Annotated in this window: 12 protein-coding genes and 1 riboswitch; of the genes, 6 read left to right on the forward strand and 6 right to left on the reverse strand. The window is 73.1% G+C overall.

The features are described 5' to 3' along the window. Positions 1 to 67: 67 nt before the first annotated feature. Complete coding sequence (locus tag AB0K80_RS21400) at positions 68 to 1,225, reverse strand: AAA family ATPase (protein ID WP_365671923.1); 1,158 nt, start codon at positions 1,223 to 1,225, stop codon at positions 68 to 70. Between the two features lie 133 nt (positions 1,226 to 1,358). On the opposite strand from AB0K80_RS21400, the gene AB0K80_RS21405 reads away from it, so the two are divergent. Both AB0K80_RS21405 and AB0K80_RS21410 read left to right on the forward strand, forming a co-directional pair. Then, the gene (locus AB0K80_RS21405; RefSeq protein WP_365671925.1) at positions 1,359 to 2,714 is read left to right on the forward strand and encodes an SWIM zinc finger family protein; all 1,356 of its coding nucleotides are present in this window, start codon (positions 1,359 to 1,361) and stop codon (positions 2,712 to 2,714) included. Positions 2,715 to 2,935: 221 nt separating this feature from the next. Continuing rightward, positions 2,936 to 4,585: a DUF5691 domain-containing protein gene (locus AB0K80_RS21410; RefSeq protein WP_365671927.1), complete on the forward strand. Its 1,650-nt coding sequence runs from the start codon at positions 2,936 to 2,938 to the stop codon at positions 4,583 to 4,585. A gap of 257 nt (positions 4,586 to 4,842) precedes the next feature. Here AB0K80_RS21410 and AB0K80_RS21415 read toward each other — a convergent pair whose 3' ends face one another. Beyond that, positions 4,843 to 5,259, reverse strand: a complete 417-nt coding sequence (locus tag AB0K80_RS21415) for a cobalamin B12-binding domain-containing protein (protein ID WP_365671929.1) — start codon at positions 5,257 to 5,259, stop codon at positions 4,843 to 4,845. Positions 5,260 to 5,894: 635 nt separating this feature from the next. Here AB0K80_RS21415 and AB0K80_RS21420 point away from each other — a divergent pair. Both AB0K80_RS21420 and AB0K80_RS21425 read left to right on the forward strand, forming a co-directional pair. Then, positions 5,895 to 6,755 (forward strand): alpha/beta fold hydrolase, encoded by an 861-nt coding sequence (locus tag AB0K80_RS21420; protein WP_365671931.1) that lies wholly within the window; start codon positions 5,895 to 5,897, stop codon positions 6,753 to 6,755. A gap of 270 nt (positions 6,756 to 7,025) precedes the next feature. Beyond that, on the forward strand, positions 7,026 to 8,573 hold the full coding sequence (locus AB0K80_RS21425) for a M23 family metallopeptidase (RefSeq protein WP_365671933.1): 1,548 nt from the start codon (positions 7,026 to 7,028) through the stop codon (positions 8,571 to 8,573). A 51-nt stretch (positions 8,574 to 8,624) separates the two neighbouring features. Here AB0K80_RS21425 and pcrA read toward each other — a convergent pair whose 3' ends face one another. Further along, positions 8,625 to 11,099 carry a DNA helicase PcrA gene (gene pcrA, locus AB0K80_RS21430; RefSeq protein WP_365671935.1) on the reverse strand — a complete coding sequence of 825 codons (2,475 nt, stop codon included), beginning with the start codon at positions 11,097 to 11,099 and terminating at the stop codon, positions 8,625 to 8,627. Between the two features lie 235 nt (positions 11,100 to 11,334). Further along, positions 11,335 to 11,486: riboswitch (cyclic di-AMP (ydaO/yuaA leader) on the forward strand. 8 nt (positions 11,487 to 11,494) lie between these two features. Between pcrA and AB0K80_RS21435 the strand changes: the two genes are divergently transcribed. Next, entirely contained in the window at positions 11,495 to 12,652 is a 1,158-nt protein-coding gene (locus AB0K80_RS21435; protein ID WP_365671937.1) for an NlpC/P60 family protein, read from the forward strand. A gap of 19 nt (positions 12,653 to 12,671) precedes the next feature. On the opposite strand, the gene AB0K80_RS21440 is transcribed toward AB0K80_RS21435, so the two are convergent. Beyond that, positions 12,672 to 13,025 carry a hypothetical protein gene (locus tag AB0K80_RS21440; protein WP_365671938.1) on the reverse strand — a complete coding sequence of 118 codons (354 nt, stop codon included), beginning with the start codon at positions 13,023 to 13,025 and terminating at the stop codon, positions 12,672 to 12,674. Between the two features lie 453 nt (positions 13,026 to 13,478). Here AB0K80_RS21440 and AB0K80_RS21445 point away from each other — a divergent pair, with 453 nt between their 5' ends. After that, positions 13,479 to 14,546 carry an NlpC/P60 family protein gene (locus tag AB0K80_RS21445; protein WP_365671940.1) on the forward strand — a complete coding sequence of 356 codons (1,068 nt, stop codon included), beginning with the start codon at positions 13,479 to 13,481 and terminating at the stop codon, positions 14,544 to 14,546. 19 nt (positions 14,547 to 14,565) lie between these two features. Here the strand turns inward: AB0K80_RS21445 and AB0K80_RS21450 are convergent, their stop codons facing one another. Further along, positions 14,566 to 15,306: a response regulator transcription factor gene (locus AB0K80_RS21450; protein ID WP_365671943.1), complete on the reverse strand. Its 741-nt coding sequence runs from the start codon at positions 15,304 to 15,306 to the stop codon at positions 14,566 to 14,568. Beyond that, positions 15,303 to 16,595, reverse strand: coding sequence for a PspC domain-containing protein (locus AB0K80_RS21455; RefSeq protein WP_365671944.1), 1,293 nt, complete (start codon positions 16,593 to 16,595; stop codon positions 15,303 to 15,305). Before AB0K80_RS21455 ends, AB0K80_RS21450 begins: the two co-directional genes overlap by 4 nt. Between the last annotated feature and the right edge of the window lie 60 nt (positions 16,596 to 16,655).

A 16,655-nucleotide genomic window follows, 5' to 3' on the forward strand; every position in this document is an offset into this window, starting at 1 on the left:
GTGCTCCCCCTCGTCACCCGGCCCGGGCCGGATCCCTGGCGCTTCCCGCCCCACATCGAGGTGTTGTTCACGCGCTCACCTCCCGGCAGGCCCGGTAGAAGTCCGTCCAGCCGTCCCGCTCGCGCACGACCGTCTCCAGGTACTCCTGCCAGATGACCCGGTCGGCCGCCGGGTCGCGGACGACCGCGCCGAGGATGCCGGCGGCGACGTCGCCCGCCCGCAGCACGCCGTCACCGAAGTGGGCGGCCAGGGCGAGTCCGTTGGTGACGACGGAGATGGCCTCCGCGGTGGACAGGGTGCCGCTCGGCGACTTCAGCTTGGTCCGGCCGTCGGTCGTGAGACCGTCGCGCAGTTCGCGGAAGACGGTGACGACGCGGCGGATCTCGGCGATGCCGTCGGGCACGGCCGGCAGGTCGAGGGAGCGACCGATCTGGTCGACGCGGCGCGCGACGATGTCGACCTCGGCCTCGGGGGTCTCCGGCAGCGGCAGCACGACCGTGTTGAAGCGGCGGCGCAGGGCGCTGGACAGGTCGTTGACGCCGCGGTCGCGGTCGTTGGCCGTGGCGATCAGGTTGAAGCCGCGGACCGCCTGCACCTCCTCGCCGAGCTCCGGTATCGGCAGCGTCTTCTCCGACAGGATCGTCATGAGGGTGTCCTGCACGTCGGCCGGGATGCGGGTCAGCTCCTCGACCCGGGCGGTCATGCCCTCGGCCATGGCCCGCATGACCGGGCTGGGCACCAGGGCGGCGCGGCTGGGGCCGTGGGCGAGCAGCTGCGCGTAGTTCCAGCCGTAGCGGATGGCCTCCTCCGGGGTGCCGGCGGTGCCCTGCACCAGCAGTGTGGAGTCGCCGCTGACCGCCGCCGCCAGGTGCTCGGAGACCCATGTCTTGGCCGTGCCGGGCACGCCGAGCAGCAGCAGGGCCCGGTCCGTGGCGAGCGTGGTCACGGCGACCTCGATGATGCGGCGCGGGCCCACGTATTTCGGTGTGATCACCGTGCCGTCCGGCAGGGTGCCGCCGAGCAGGTAGGTCGCGACGGCCCACGGCGACAGCTTCCAGCGGGCCGGACGCGGACGGTCGTCCTGCGCGGCGAGCGCGGCGAGTTCGTCCGCGAAGGCGTCCTCGGCGTGCGGCCGCAGCGGCTCGGTCCTCTGCACGGACGTGTTCGCGGGCGCGGACCCGTTCTGGCTCGGGTCGGCAGACGACGGTTCTACGGACACAGGCATGGCTGAGTCCCCCTCCAGCTCGGCCGGTTCGGATCTGGCATCCACCGTGCACCACGCCACTGACAATGCGTTTTGACCTGCGCAGACGCCATCGCTGGGCCGATTGTCAGTGGCGGGATCTACCTTCGATGGCATGACTCAGCAGGGGGTGCGCTGGACCACGGACCAGGTGCTTGCGCTGGCGCCTGACGCCGCGTCACGCAAAGCGGGCAGCAAACTCGGCACGGCCGGACCGTGGTCCGAGGCGGGGAGTTCCGGCGAGGGGACGGTGTGGGGCCTGTGCAAGGGCAGTGGCAGCAAGCCGTATCAGACGGTCGTCGACATCGCGGACGCCTCCGGGCCCGCGTACAAGTGCAGTTGTCCGAGCCGCAAGTTCCCGTGCAAGCACGCCCTGGGCCTGCTGTTGCTGTGGGCGAGCGGGGACGGGGTGGTGCCGCGGGGGCAGGCACCGGAGTGGGCCGAGCAGTGGATCGCGGGCAGACGGCAGCGCGCGGAACGGAAACGGGCGGCGGACGGCCCCGGCTCCCCGTCCGCCTCCGCTGATCCCGAAGCGGCGCGACGCCGGGCGGAGCGCCGGGCCGAGCGGATCACCGCGGGCGCCACGGAGCTGGAGCAGCGGCTGGCCGACCTGCTCCGTGGCGGCCTGGCCTCGGCGGAGCAGTCGGGCTACGGCCTGTGGGAGGAGACGGCGGCCCGCATGGTCGACGCCCAGGCGCCCGGGCTCGCCGCCCGCGTGAGGGAGTTGGGAGCGATACCGGGCACCGGTCCGGGCTGGCCGGCGCGCCTGCTGGAGGAGTGCGCGCTGCTCCACCTCCTCGACCAGGGCTGGCTCCACCGCGAGCGGCTGCCGGACGCCCTGGCCGCGACGGTCCGCTCCCGGATCGGCCTGCCGTCCTCGGCAGACGGCCCTGCGCTACGGGACCGCTGGCTGGTCCTCGCCCAGTACGACACGGCGGACTCGCGTCTGACCACCCGCCGCATCTGGCTCTACGGCGCCGACTCGCACCGCACGGCCCTGCTGCTGTCGTACGGCGCGGCCGGGCGCGCCCCGGAGCTCGCGCTGCCGGTCGGGCTGGCCCTGGATGCGGAGGTGTCCGTCCATCCGGGCGGCGGGCAGCAGCGCGCGGCTCTCGGCGCACAGTTCGCCCCGCCCGCACCGACGGCGGTACGGCCACCGGGGGTGAGCACCTCCCAGGCGGCCGCCCGCTACGGCGAGGCGCTGCGCGACGATCCCTGGCTGGATGCCGTCCCGGTGACGCTGGACCGGGTCATACCCACCCCGGACGGCGACTCCTGGCAGCTGGCGGACGCCGACGAGGACACGGCGCTGCCGCTCACCCCGGCGGCCCGTGCCCGGCCGGCCCTGTGGCGCCTGGTCGCCCTGTCGGGCGGCGCTCCCGTCACGGTCTTCGGCGAGTGCGGCCACCAGGGCTTCACCCCGCTGACGGCCTGGCCGCAGGGCCCGGGGGACGCGGTGGCGCTGTGCTGAGCCGACCGCTCCACGGCCGCACACACGCCGACGCGTCACCTGCCGGGCGCGCCCACCCGCCCGGACGCCGACCCTGACGCCCGGACCGCACACGTCCCGATTGCCCCGTATCTGCTACTTCAACCCACCCTGCTCACCTGATGCGCGCATTCTTCCGGCCACAGGGGACACCCGACGCGCGTGTCCTTCCACCAGTGGGGCGCGCGACGGAAAGGACGCTGATGAACAGGACTTCCGCTCCTGCGGACCCGCCCGTCGCGGGCGCCTGGGAGGGGCTGGTCACCGCCGCGCTGCTCGGCACCGACCGGCGTACGCCGCCGGGCTGCCCGCCGGGCCCGAAGGCCCCCGTCGCCCTGCTGGACAGGGCCGCCGCAGAGACCGTACGGCGCCGGGCCGGACTGCGGCCCGCCCGGGCGGCCGAGCCTCCGCGGTCGGCGCCGCAGGACGCGCGCCCGCCGCTGCCGCCCGCGGCCGCCCGCCGGCTGGCGATGCTGCTGACCGACCGCCCCGGCACCGCCGGAGGCCGCCGGGGCACCGCACCGGACCTCATGGAGCTGCTGCCCCAGTGGCTCGCCGCGGCCGACGCACGCGGCTACGCGCCGCCCCCGCAGCTGCTGCCCGCGCTGCTGGACACGGCCCGGGGCCGTACGGACCTGCGTCCGGCCGCGCTGAGGTTCGCGGGCCCGCGGGCCCTGTGGCTGGCCCGGTTCAACCCGGAGTGGCGGTTCGCCCTGCGCTCCGCCCCGGGCGGGGACGGGGCGCTGCCGCACCCGCCGGACCCGGACGGCCTGCGCCGGCTGTGGCAGGAGGGTTTGTTCGCCGAGCGGGTCGCCCTGCTGGCCGCCCTGCGCTCCCGCGACCCGGGTGCCGCGCGGGACCTGCTGGCCACGACCTGGGCGACGGAGCGTGCCGAGGACCGGCTGATGTTCCTCGACTCGCTGCGCACGGGCCTGGGACCGGACGACGAGCCGTTCCTGGAGCAGGCCCTGGCCGACCGCAGCCGCAACGTGCGGGCGACCGCGGCCGAGTTGCTGTCGGCCCTGCCCGGTTCGGCGCTGGCCGCTCGCATGGCGGCCCGGGCTGGCGCGTGCGTGGCCGTCGACCACACCCGGGACGTGCCGACGATCGTCGTCGAGGCACCGCACGAGTGCGACGCGGCCATGGAGCGGGACGGCGTCGTGGCCAAGGCCCCGGCGGGACGGGGTGAACGGTCCTGGTGGTTCGGTCAGTTGGTGGAGGCCGCACCGCTGGGCACCTGGTCGCGGCGGCTCGGCGGGCGTACGCCGCGGGAGATCGTGGCGCTGCCGGTGGCGGACGACTGGCAGGGCGAACTGCACGCGGCGTGGTGCCGTGCGGCAGTGCGGCAGCGGGACGCCGAGTGGGCCCGGGCGCTGCTCGGCGAGCCCGCGGCACCCGAGGCCGGCGGGCCGGGGGCGGTGTCCCTGGCCGAACGCGCCAAGCTGCTCGGCACGCTGGGCGCCGGCGAGCGGGCCGAGTGGGTGGCCGGGTTCATCGCCGCCCACGGCCTGTCGGAAGCCTTCCAGTTGCTCGGCGTGTGCGCGGTCCCGTGGGCCGGGCCGCTCGGCCGGGCGGTGGTCGACGCGCTCAACATCGCGCGGGACGCGGGGAGTTATCCATGGAGTTTCAGCGGAGTCATGGGCCTGGCCGAGCGGTGCCTGGACCCCTCGGAGGCGAACCGCCTCGACGGCCTGCTGGCCGTACCGGACGAACAGGAGGGCGCGTCGCCGGGGGCCGGAGGGTACTGGGCGGAGGCGTTCCAGCGCCTGGTCACCACACTGCGGCTGCGCGCGGCGATGCTGGAGGAACTGGGAGCGCGGGAGCGGGACCCGCGGGAGGCAGTGACGCCATGACGCCGGTGGCGGGCCCTGGGACGCCGGCACGGCCGGACGGGTGTGACGCAGCGACGTCCGCCCACCCCCGCTCTCCCGCCCCGGCCCAGGACGCGACCAGCGGCAGCCCGCCCGTCACCGCCGCAGACGGCAGCCCCCGGCCGATCAGGGCAAGCGTGCCCGGTTCCCGGAGCACCTCCAGGCCTCCGAGCACACCGAGGCGGGCCAGGACGACGCGGCCCCCCGCACCACAGCCGCCCGGCCCGGCCGCCGGAGGCCTACGCCTGGGCCGGCTGGCGCACGTTCGCCCGGACCCAGTCGACGATCGAGGCCGTCGTCGCACCGGGCGTGAAGATCTCCGCGACGCCCTTCTCCTTCAGTGGCGGAATGTCGGCCTCGGGGATGATTCCGCCGCCGAAGACCACGATGTCCTCCGCGTCGCGCTCCTTGAGCAGGTCGATCACGGCCGCGAACAGCGTGTTGTGCGCGCCGGAGAGGATGGACAGCCCGATCGCGTCGGCGTCCTCCTGGATCGCGGTGTCGACGATCTGCTCGGGAGTCTGGTGGAGCCCGGTGTAGATGACCTCCATCCCGGCGTCGCGCAGCGCCCGCGCGATCACCTTGGCCCCGCGATCGTGGCCGTCGAGCCCCGGCTTGGCCACCACCACGCGGATCGGACCGGCTGCCACACCCATCACTGCCTCCATGAAGCGACTACATCCATCCGTACCGACAAGTACCGCACACCATGCCCATGCCGTACACGTCGCGCACTTCGCACAGCTCGTACGTACCGCATGTACCGCACATTCCGTCGCTCACCGCCCCGGGCGGCCCCGCACGGCACGGACCTCCCGCGCCGGGCGGCTCCGGGAAGTGAACGAACGTTATCGCCAGCATCCCGCAACCGGCAGTTTCACGGTGCGGACCGAGGGGCAAATCACACGGTGGGACACGTTCGCCGCGCACCGTTCCGCTCTCTCGCGGCCCACGCGCCGCATCTTCCTGCGGCACAGGGTCCGCGGCGGAACCACGCGCCAGGGGAGCCGCAACGAGGTCGCCGTGCCGCCGCGCCACCCACCGCGCACCGCGGCGGCACGGCACGTCGGCGGGGTCACGCAGAGCACGCAGGGCAGGCAAGGCACGACAGCGGGGAGCCTCGTCGCCACACCGGCAGGGGGCGCCCTCGCATCACCGGCGCCCCACGCGCCACACGCCGCGCTCCCCTCACGCGCCTGACGCCGGCCCGGCCGATCTTCCTCGGCGCGGTTCTCCACGAGGGCACCCGGGGGACAGAGCTGTCCTCCCAGGTGCCGACAGGAGGTCGGCCATGAAGGTCACCGGGGCAGCCCTGCCCTTTCTTCCGCTCTGCCGGCGGCTCCTGCCGAGCCGGGTGGCGGGACTCTCCCTGGCGCTCCTGAAGGCCACCGCCCTGGAGGTGGCGATCCTCGCCGGGCATCTCCTCCTCTACCCCTCCGGCATCGTCCAGGAGCGCCGCCCCGCCCCGCTGCCCACGCCGGACGGCGCGGCCGAGCTGCCGACCGAGGCCAAGCCCCCGGTCGTCCTGCTGCACGGCTTCATCGACAACCGCTCGGTCTTCGTCCTGCTGCGCCGCAGCCTCGCCCAGCACGGCAGGCACCGCATCGAGTCCCTCAACTACTCGCCGCTCACCTGCGACATACGGGTCGCGGCCGAACTGCTCGGCCGGCACATAGAGGAGATCTGCGACCGTACGGGCAGCCGGCGGGTCGACGTCGTCGGGCACAGCCTGGGCGGGCTGATCGCGCGTTACTACGTGCAGCGCCTCGGCGGCGACGCCCGCGTGCGCACCCTGGTGACACTCGGCACCCCGCACTCCGGCACGCGCGTGGTGCCGCTGGCGAACGCCCATCCGATCGTGCGTCAGATGCGCCCCGGCTCCGAGGTGCTCGAGGAGCTGTCCCGGCCGGCGCCGGGCTGCCGTACGCACTTCGTCAGCTTCTGGAGTGACCTCGACCACATCATGGACCCCCTGGAGACGGCCTGCATCGACCACCCGGACCTGGAGGCGGAGAACATCCGGGTGACCGGGATCGGCCACCTCGCCCTGCCCGTGCACCCCGCCGTCGCGGCGGGCATACGGCAGGCCCTGGACACGGCGCGCCCGGGCGAACCGTCCACCGGGCACGCCGACGGCCTGACCGTGGCGTGACACGCGCCCCTGGCGCGCCCCCGGCGACACAGCACCACCACAGCAGCAACAGCCCGCCGCCACAGCTCACTTACCGCCCCAGCAGCCCCATTCGCCTCGAACGCTTCTCGAACACAGGGCCAAGCCCGCGCCCGCAGTCCCCCGAAACACGGCCGATTGCCCGTTTCCTGCGTGCGCAAAACCTGTCGAAGATTGTCGTGCCCGCGTACCGCCGGGTACAGTCGCCGCACTGCTCTGGCAGCCCCTGTTGTCAAGGCGAAAGAGAAGTTGGTGAACGACCGTCACCCGTCGGGGACCGTGCCCCCCCCGGCCCAGGCTTCCGACGCCGCCTCGGCGCCCTACGCGTCGTACAGCACGCAGGAAGCCACGTACGGTGACTTCACCACCTACGACGGCTACGGCGCCACCGGTTTCCAGACCGGCGGTCCCGCCCCGGCGTCCTTCGACGCGGACCCCCTCTTCGGCAGCCTCCCGGACGGCGGCACGGGCACGTACGACACGGCCCACTGGGCCACCGGCACCCACACCACCGCCCCGTACGCGGCTCACCACCCCGGCTACGACACCGGCGCCTACGACACGGCCTCCTGGACGGGCGAGCACACGCCCCTGCCGGTCGTTCCCGCGCAGGCCGCTTCCCCCGACGCCACCGGCCAGTGGGACGCGGGTGCCTGGCTCCAGCCCGACCAGTCGGGCAACCCGGCCGACCAGACCCAGCAGTGGGAATGGGGCACCCAGGCCTTCGACACCGGCGCCTACGACGCCACCCAGTGGAACTCCGACGGCGGCACGACCGCCTCGCACGACGGGTACGAGCCCCACGCCGAAACCTTCGAGCAGCAGGCGACCGCCACCTTCGAGGCAGTCCCGGACCCGCAGGCCGCGACGGTCTTCGAGCACGGCCAGGATCCGCAGGCGACCGCCACCTTCGAGCAGGTCTCCTACGACGACCACGCGCCGGGCGGCGACGAGGCCGCCGCCATCAGCGACCTGCCCACCGTCATCGCGCCCCTCCTCGACGGCCAGGAGGAGACCGCCCCGGCCCCCGCGTCCCGCGCGGCCGCGCGCGGCGGGGCCCGCTCCCGGCGCCGCACCCCGCCCAAGCGCTCCGCGCTGCTGACGATCGCGGTGCCCTCGGCGTGCGTGATGGGGGTCGCCGGCATCGCCGCCGCCTCGGTCGGCGGCCTCACCGGGGACGACACGGACACCACCACGACCGCGGCCGCGGCGGACGCGCAGCCGGTGAAACCGTCCACCGCCAACAGCAAGCTGGACACGCAGCTGCAGGTCCTCGCCGCCGGCGCCGACGACTTCGCCGACCGGGCCAGCCGCACCCAGGAGCGCATCGACCTCAAGGCGCAGCAGGAGGCCGAGAAGAAGCGGGCGGCCGAGGAGGCGGCCCGCAAGGAGCGGCTGCGCCCCAAGTTCGCCCTGCCGGTCGCACAGCACGGCCTCAGCGCCTACTTCGGCCAGTCCGGGGTCAACTGGATGTCCCTGCACACCGGCATCGACTTCCCCGTCTCCTACGGCACGACCGTGATGGCCGCGACGGACGGCGTCGTGCGCACGCAGTACAACAGCGCCTACGGCAACATGATGATCCTGACTGCGAAGGACGGTACGGAGACGTGGTACTGCCACCTCTCCAGCTACATCGTCCCCTCCGGTACGGCAGTCAAGGCCGGACAGCCGATCGCGCATTCCGGCAACTCCGGCAACTCCACCGGCCCGCACCTGCACTTCGAGGTGCGTGCTGCGGGCGGCTCGGCGATCGACCCGCTCCCGTGGCTGCGCAGCCACGGCCTGGACCCGACGTAACGTCCCGGCAAGCCCCCGCCCCGCTCCCGGCGGAGGCTCGTGCCGCCGGAGCTACAGCTTCTCCACCGGCGCGTACCGCAGCAGCAGCCGCTTCGGCTTGGCGTCGCCGAAGTCGATCGTCGCCTCCGCGTTGGCGCCCGTGCCCTTCACCGCGACGACGGTGCCGAGCCCGAACTGGTCGTGCGTGACGCGGTCCCCGACCGCGAGCGAGACCACCGGCTTCTCGGACGCCCGGCGCGTGGCGAACCCGGACGCACCCGAGGCCGACGAACGCGAGCGGGACGACGACAGCGAGGCCGCCACGGCCGAAGCAGGGCCGGACGGCGCCGGAATGCTGGCGCCGGTGCGCTTCCAGTCGACGTACGCCGGCGGGATCTCCTCCAGGAACCGCGAGGGCGGGTTGTACGACGGCTGCCCCCAGGCGCTGCGCATGGTCGACCGCGTCAGATACAGCCGCTCCCGCGCGCGCGTGATGCCGACGTACGCCAGGCGCCGCTCCTCCTCCAGTTCCTTGGTCTGGCCGAGGGCGCGCATGTGGGGGAAGACGCCGTCCTCCATCCCGGTCAGGAAGACGACCGGGAACTCCAGGCCCTTGGCGGTGTGCAGCGTCATCAGCGTGATGACGCCGTCGCCCTCCTCGTCGGGGATCTCGTCGGAGTCGGCGACCAGGGCGACCTGCTCCAGGAACTCCGCGAGGGTGCCCGGGTTGTCCTCGCCGCGGGCCTGCTCGAACTCCAGGGCCACGGCGGCGAGTTCCTGGAGGTTCTCGATCCGGGTCTCGTCCTGCGGGTCGGTGGAGGCCTGCAACTCGGCGAGGTAGCCGGTGCGTTCCAGCACCGCCTCCAGGATGGTCGCCGGGCCGGCGCCGGACTCGACGATCGTGCGGAGCTCCTCCATCAGCGTGTTGAACCGCTTGACGGCGTTCGCGGAGCGGGCGGCCATGCCGTACGCCTCGTCCACGCGCTTGAGCGCCTGCGGGAAGCTGATCTTCTCGCGCTGGGCGAGGGCGTCGATCATGGCCTCGGCGCGGTCGCCGATGCCCCGCTTGGGGACGTTGAGGATACGGCGCAGCGGCACCGAGTCCTCCGGGTTGGCCAGCACCCGCAGGTAGGCCAGGACGTCCCGGACCTCCTTGCGCTCGTAGAAGCGGACCCCGCCGACGACCTTGTAGGGCAGGCCGACGCGGATGAAGACCTCTTCGAAGACACGGGACTGGGCGTTGGTGCGGTAGAAGACGGCGACGTCGCCGGCCTTCGCCTCGCCCGCGTCCGTGAGGCGGTCTATCTCGTCGGCGACGAACTGGGCCTCGTCGTGCTCGGTGTCCGCGACGTACCCGGTGATCAGCGCGCCGGCGCCGGCGTTGGTCCACAGGTTCTTGGGGCGGCGGGACTCGTTGCGCTCGATGACCGCGTTGGCGGCGGACAGGATCGTCTGCGTGGAGCGGTAGTTCTGCTCCAGCAGGATCGTCGTCGCGTCCGGGTAGTCCTCCTCGAACTGGAGGATGTTGCGGATCGTCGCGCCCCGGAAGGCGTAGATCGACTGGTCGGCGTCGCCGACCACGCACAGCTCGGCGGGCGGGACCTCGGCCTCGGGGGGCACGTCGACGGGGTGCTCAAAGGTGCCGACCAGCTCGCGGACCAGGGCGTACTGCGCGTGGTTGGTGTCCTGGTACTCGTCCACGAGCACGTGGCGGAAGCGACGGCGGTAGTGCTCGGCGACGTCCGGGAAGGCGCGCAGCAGGTTGACCGTCGTCATGATCAGGTCGTCGAAGTCGAGCGCGTTCGCCTCGCGCAGCCGCGACTGGTACAGGGCGTAGGCCTGGGCGAGGGTCTTCTCGAAGCCGTCGGAGGCCTGGGCGGCGAAGTCCTCCTCGTCGATCAGCTCGTTCTTCAGGTTGCTGATCTTGGCGCTGAAGGACTTCGGCGGGTAGCGCTTGGGGTCGAGGTCCAGGTCGCGGCAGACCAGGGCCATCAGCCGCTTGGAGTCGGCGGCGTCGTAGATCGAGAACGACGACGTGAAGCCGAGCTTCTTGGACTCGCGGCGCAGGATGCGCACGCACGCACTGTGGAAGGTCATCACCCACATGGCGTGCGCGCGCGGGCCGACGAGCTGCTCGACGCGCTCCTTCATCTCGCCCGCGGCCTTGTTGGTGAAGGTGATCGCGAGGATCTGGCCGGGGTGGACGCCCCGCTCGGCGAGCAGGTAGGCGATGCGGTGGGTGAGCACGCGGGTCTTGCCGGAGCCGGCGCCGGCCACGATGAGCAGGGGGGAGCCGGAGTGCACGACGGCGGCGCGCTGGTTGTCGTTCAGCCCCTCGAGGAGCGCCGCGGAGTCCACCACCGGGCGCGGGGCGCCGTCCCGGTAGTGGGTGTCCCGGTCCGGCGGCACGTCGAACGTCCCGCCGAACAGATCGTCCGGGACCGGCTCCGGTCCGTGATCGTCCTCGGGCGGCGGCGGGGGTCCGTCCTCGTGACCCCGCGGGGCCTGGAGGTCCGCCAGGAAGCTGTCGTCAAAGAGGCTGCTCATCGCTCTCCGAGTCTAGGGCGCCGCACCGACAACCCGCCGCCGCCCTGAGAACATCGCCGGTCACAGCCCACTTCCGCGCGACCACGAACAGTGAAACCCGACCCAGGTCACGAAAATGTATCGGGCATATCACCCACCAACCTTCACACGGACCACACGAGTTGGCTACCGTGCGGTCGGGCCGCACGACCCCCACCGGCGAACGTCGCCGGGCCGCGCGGCCTCCGCCGAGTCCGGCCTGCCGCCGTCGCAGCCGGAGCCGGGGACCCACCGAGACCCCGGGGTGAATCGGCCCGCCTCCCCTTCGGGGACCGGCCGTAGGGCAAACCTTCCGAAGCACGCGCCCGAACCCGACAGCTAACCCGGTAGGCGGAACACGGAAGGAGTCGCCACCCTTGGCGTCGCACCGCAAGTCGCGTCCTGCCGGTACGCGCGTAGCAGGCATACGGCCCCCCGCCCTCGCCACGGCGGCCCTCACGTCCGTGGCCCTGCTGTCCCAGACCGCCAACGCCGCCCCCTCCGAGGACGGCAAGCCGAGCCTGGAGGAGGTCGAGAAGAAGGTCGACGACCTGTACCGCCAGGCCGAGTCGGCGACCGAGAAGTACAACGCGGCCAAGGAGAAGACCGCCAAGCAGCGCAAGCGCGTCGACACGCTCCTCGACGACGTGGCCGAGCGCACCCAGAAACTCAACGAGGCGCGGGAGGAGCTGGGTTCCTTCGCCGCCGCCCAGTACCGCACCGGCGCTTCCGTCCCGGACACCGCGACGTTCCTGCTCGCGGACACCCCGCAGGACTACTTCGACCAGACCCAGCTGATGAGCCGGCTCACCGGCCGTCAGAAGGAGGCGGTCGACGACTACGTCACGCAGCAGTCCGAGACGATGCGCAAGCGCCAGGAGGCCACCGAGAGCCTCGAGACGCTCACCGACACGCAGAGCGACCTCAGGACGGCGAAGGCCACCGTCCAGAAGAAGCTCGCCGACGCGCGGGAGCTGCTGTCGAAGCTGACCGCCGAGGAGAAGGCGCGGCTCGCGGCGATCGAGCGCAAGAAGCAGGAGGAGGCCGCCCGCGAGGCCGCCGAGCTGGCCCGGCAGCAGGCCGAGCAGCAGGCCCAGGAGACGGCCCAGCCGCAGGAGACCCCCAGCCCCTCCCCCTCCACGGGCCCGACGGCGCCCTCGGCCGGCTCCTCGTACACCACCAAGGCCGAGAAGGCGCTCGCCTTCGCCCGCGCGCAGATCGGCAAGCCGTACGTCTGGGGCGCCACCGGCCCCGGCTCCTACGACTGCTCCGGCCTCACCCAGGCTGCCTGGAAGGCCGCGGGCGTGGACCTGCCGCGCACCACCTACGACCAGGTGAACGCCGGCACCACGGTCCCGCTCTCCCAGGCGCAGCCCGGTGACCTGGTCTTCTTCTACGACGACGTCACCCACGTGGGGATCTACATCGGCAACGGCATGATGATCCACGCCCCGAAGCCCGGCACCTACGTCCGCGAGGAGTCGATCTTCTACGACGGCGAGTCGGCCATCCACAGCGTGGTGCGGCCGGCCTGACCACGCCGGTGCCAGAGGGTCAGGTCCACAGCACCGCGATGAAGACGTTCGCCACGGTCAGCAGGCCCACCAGGCCGAACAGGCGCTTGTCGGTCCGCTCCTCGTCCCGCTTCACGTAGACGAGCCCCAGGATCACGATCAGCAGCGCCAGCTTCACGCCGATCTTGATGTTGTCGACGGACTGGTCGTCGGCCTGGTTGAGGCCGACCAGGATCGCCCCGGTGACCAGCATCGTCAGCGCGCCGTGCAGCATCGCGGGGCTGAAGCGGGCGCTGCCCTGGCCCATCGCCTTCATCTGGGTGAGGAAGCCGCCGAGGAGCGCCGCGATGCCGATGATGTGCAGACCGACGAAGAGGTGGATGAGTACGTCCATGAGCCCGGAGCCTATGAGGGCCCCCTGGCCCGCCCGACACCGGCCCGGCGCTCCCGGTGCTCCGCGCGCGTGCGTCTCTGCGCGCATAGCACCTGCCCGGCGCCGCCCGGGCGAGATCCGGCACATCGGTCATCGCTCTCGGTGAAGTCGACAGCGTCTGGACGGGATCACGGTCACAGAAGGTCACCTTCCGGTCCCGTGGCGCCAGTTCCGTGCAACCGCCCTCCGGCCCGGCACGGCCAGCTTTAGCGTCCTGCCCCAGGTGACCGGCTCCCCACCGCCGCCCGGGCCAGGGGCGGCAGTCGGCCACCACCGCCGAGAAGGTCCGGCGGCGGCCCGCTTCCCCCTGTGCGGGCCGTCGCCGGACGCGCGGGCCGCTCACGACGGTCCTCCGACCGCTCCCCGACGGCCGTGCGCCGGACCGGCGGGCGTCGGAAAGGACGTGAAGCGCAGGTGGCAGCACACCGCAAGCCCAGCAGACGCACGCTGGGCGGTGGTCCGACCCGCACGGCCGCGACGCTCGCCCTGGCGGGCGCGGCGACCGCCACCGGATTCGAGGGGACCGGCCAGGCCGATCCTCAGCTGTCCCCGGAGCAGGTCGCGTCCCGGGTGGACACGCTGTACCAGGAGGCGGAGGCGGCCACCGAGAAGTACAACGGCGCGAAGGAGAAGGCGGAGGCGGCCCGGCAGCGGCTCAACAGGCTCCAGGACGCCATGGCCCGCAAGCAGGAGCGGCTGAACGCCGCCCGTGAAGCCCTCGGTTCGGTCGCGACGGCCCAGTACCGCGGCGGCGGGCTCGACCCCGCGCTGCAGCTCGCCCTGTCCGACGACCCCGGCCGGTATCTGGAGGGCGCCGAGTTCGCCGAACGGGCCGGGCACCGGCAGACGGCCACCGTCAACCGCGTACGCCGGCAGCTCGGCGAGATCGAGCGGCTGCGGGGCGCGGCGCGGATCGAGGTCGCGTCGCTCACGTCCCGCCAGGCGGAGCTGCACCGGCACAAACGCACGGTCACCGGGAAGCTGGCCGCCGCCCGCCGGCTGCTGTCCCGGCTGACCGACGGGGAACGCGCCCGGCTCGCCGGACAGCAGCCCACCGCCCGCGCCGCACGCTCGTCCGCTGCCGGCCGGGCGAGTCTCCCGGCCCCCGGATCCGCCACCGCGCAGGCGCCCAACTCCCGTGCTGCGGCGGCCGTCTCCTACGCCTTCCAGAAGCTCGGCAGCCCCTACGTGTGGGGCGCGACGGGCCCCGACGCCTTCGACTGCTCGGGCCTGGTCCAGGCGGCGTACCGCTCCGCCGGGGTCTCCCTGCCCCGCACCACCTACGCCCAGATCGGAGCGGGCCGCCGCGTCGCCCGCTCCGAGCTCCTCCCGGGCGACCTGGTCTTCTTCTACTCCGGCATCAGCCACGTCGGGATCTACGTGGGCGGCGGCCGGATGATCCACGCCCCGAACCCCTCGGCGCCGGTACGGCTCGCCCCGCTCGACGAGATGCCCTTCGCGGGGGCGACGCGGGTGGTGTGAGCGAGCCTTCGCCGCCCCGTCAGACCAGGCGCCGGGCCGTCGCCCACCGGGTGAGCTCGTGCCGGTTCGACAGCTGGAGCTTGCGCAGCACCGCCGAGACATGGGACTCGACCGTCTTGACGGAGATGAACAGCTGCTTGGCGATCTCCTTGTACGCGTAGCCGCGGGCGATCAGCCGCAGCACCTCGCGCTCGCGCTGGGTGAGACGGTCCAGGTCCTCGTCGACCGGAGGGGCGTCGGTGGAGGCGAAGGCGTCCAGGACGAACCCGGCCAGGCGGGGCGAGAAGACGGCGTCGCCGTCCTGCACACGGAAGATGGAGTCGACGAGGTCCGTGCCGGTGATCGTCTTGGTGACGTAACCCCGGGCACCGCCGCGGATCACGCCGATCACGTCCTCCGCCGCGTCCGAGACGGACAGGGCGAGGAACCGCACAGGGCGCTCGGTGTCGGCCATCAACGGGGCGCAGCGACGCAGCACTTCGACGCCGCCGCCGCCCGGCAGGTGCACGTCGAGGAGGACGACCTCGGGCCGGGTCGCGGTGATGACCGTGACCGCCTGGTCGACATCGGCGGCCTCCCCGACGACCTCGACGCCGGTCTCCTCGGTCCGGCCGATCTCGGCCTGGACGCCGGTGCGGAACATGCGGTGGTCGTCGACGAGGACCACACGCACATGCCTGCCCGGGCCACCGGCCGGTGCCGCGGGCTCGGCCGCGTCCGCCGGTCCCGCCGTACCGTTCGCCTCGGTCGGGTCGCTCATGACGTCTTCTCCGCCCTCTCCATCTCCAGCTCGACCTCCGTGCCGCCGTCCGGCACCGCGCGCAGCCGCGCCGTGCCGCCGTTGCGCTCCATGCGGCCGATGATCGACTCTCTCACGCCCATCCGGTCGGCGGGTATCGCGTCGAGGTCGAAGCCAGGGCCTCGGTCCCGGACGGACACGAACACCGTCCTGCCCTCGACTTCGGCGTAGACCTGTACGGCGCCGCCCTCGCCACCGTACTTGGCGGCGTTCACCATCGCTTCGCGCGCGGCCTGCATCTGTGCGCCGATCCTCTCGTCGAGCGGGCAGTCGCCGACGACGACCACCTCGATCGGGACGCCGTGCTTGTCCTCGACCTCGGCGGCGTTGCGCCGCACGGCCTCGGCCAGGGTGGCCGGCTCCTCTTTCTCGTCCTTGCCGTTGCCCTCGGGTTTGTACAGCCAGGTGCGCAGGTCGCGTTCCTGGGCACGGGCGAGGCGGCGCACCTCGGCCGCGTTGTCCGCGTTGCGCTGGATCAGGGTCAGGGTGTGCAGCACCGAGTCGTGGACATGGGCGGCGACCTCGGCGCGTTCCTGGGCGCGGATGCGCATCAGGCGCTCCTCGGAGAGGTCCTGCGTCATGCGGACGAGGTAGGGGCCGGCCAGGAGCGTTATACCGACGAGCACGGCGAGGGCGGCCTGGAGGACGGAGCCCAGGTGGGCGGCGGAGCCCTGCAGGACGAAGATGCCGGAGACCCCGGCCGTCACCAGCAGCACACCGGCCACCGACCGCAGGATCGTCACCGTACGGCGGCGCCGGCCCACCTCGGCCCAGCGGGCCCGGCGGGCGTTGTCGGCCTGCCGCCAGACCAGGGCGACGCCCGCGCCGACCAGGACGATCGGCCACAGGTAGGCCCGGGCTCCGGCGCCCAGGTCGACGCTGCCCACGAAGACCATGGCTACGACGACCATGAGGAGCAGGGCGACGATCTGGCCCTTGTCCGGTCTGCGGGCGACGAGTCTGCGCCGGCCGTCCGGCGAGGTCTCGGTGCCGACCAGGGAGGGTGGTTTCTGCGCCTCGACGCCGCCGACGCCCAGCGGCACGAAGAACCAGAACGCGGCGTACAGCAGCGCGCCGAGGCCGTCGGCCATGAACAGCCCGACGAAGACCAGCCGTACCCACGCGACGGGCAGCCCGAGGTGACCGGCGAGCCCCCGTGCCACTCCGCCCAGCCAGCGTCCGTCACTGCTGCGGTAGAGCTTGCGCGGCGGCCGCGGTTCGGCGAGGGGCGCTGCTGCGGCTTCCGACATGCCATCGATGGTCACACGGCCGCGGGGCCGGGGCATCAGGGTCGGCCCCCGAGACACCCC

It is taken from the genome of Streptomyces sp. NPDC052682 (genome assembly GCF_040678435.1).
GTDB lineage: Bacteria > Actinomycetota > Actinomycetes > Streptomycetales > Streptomycetaceae > Streptomyces.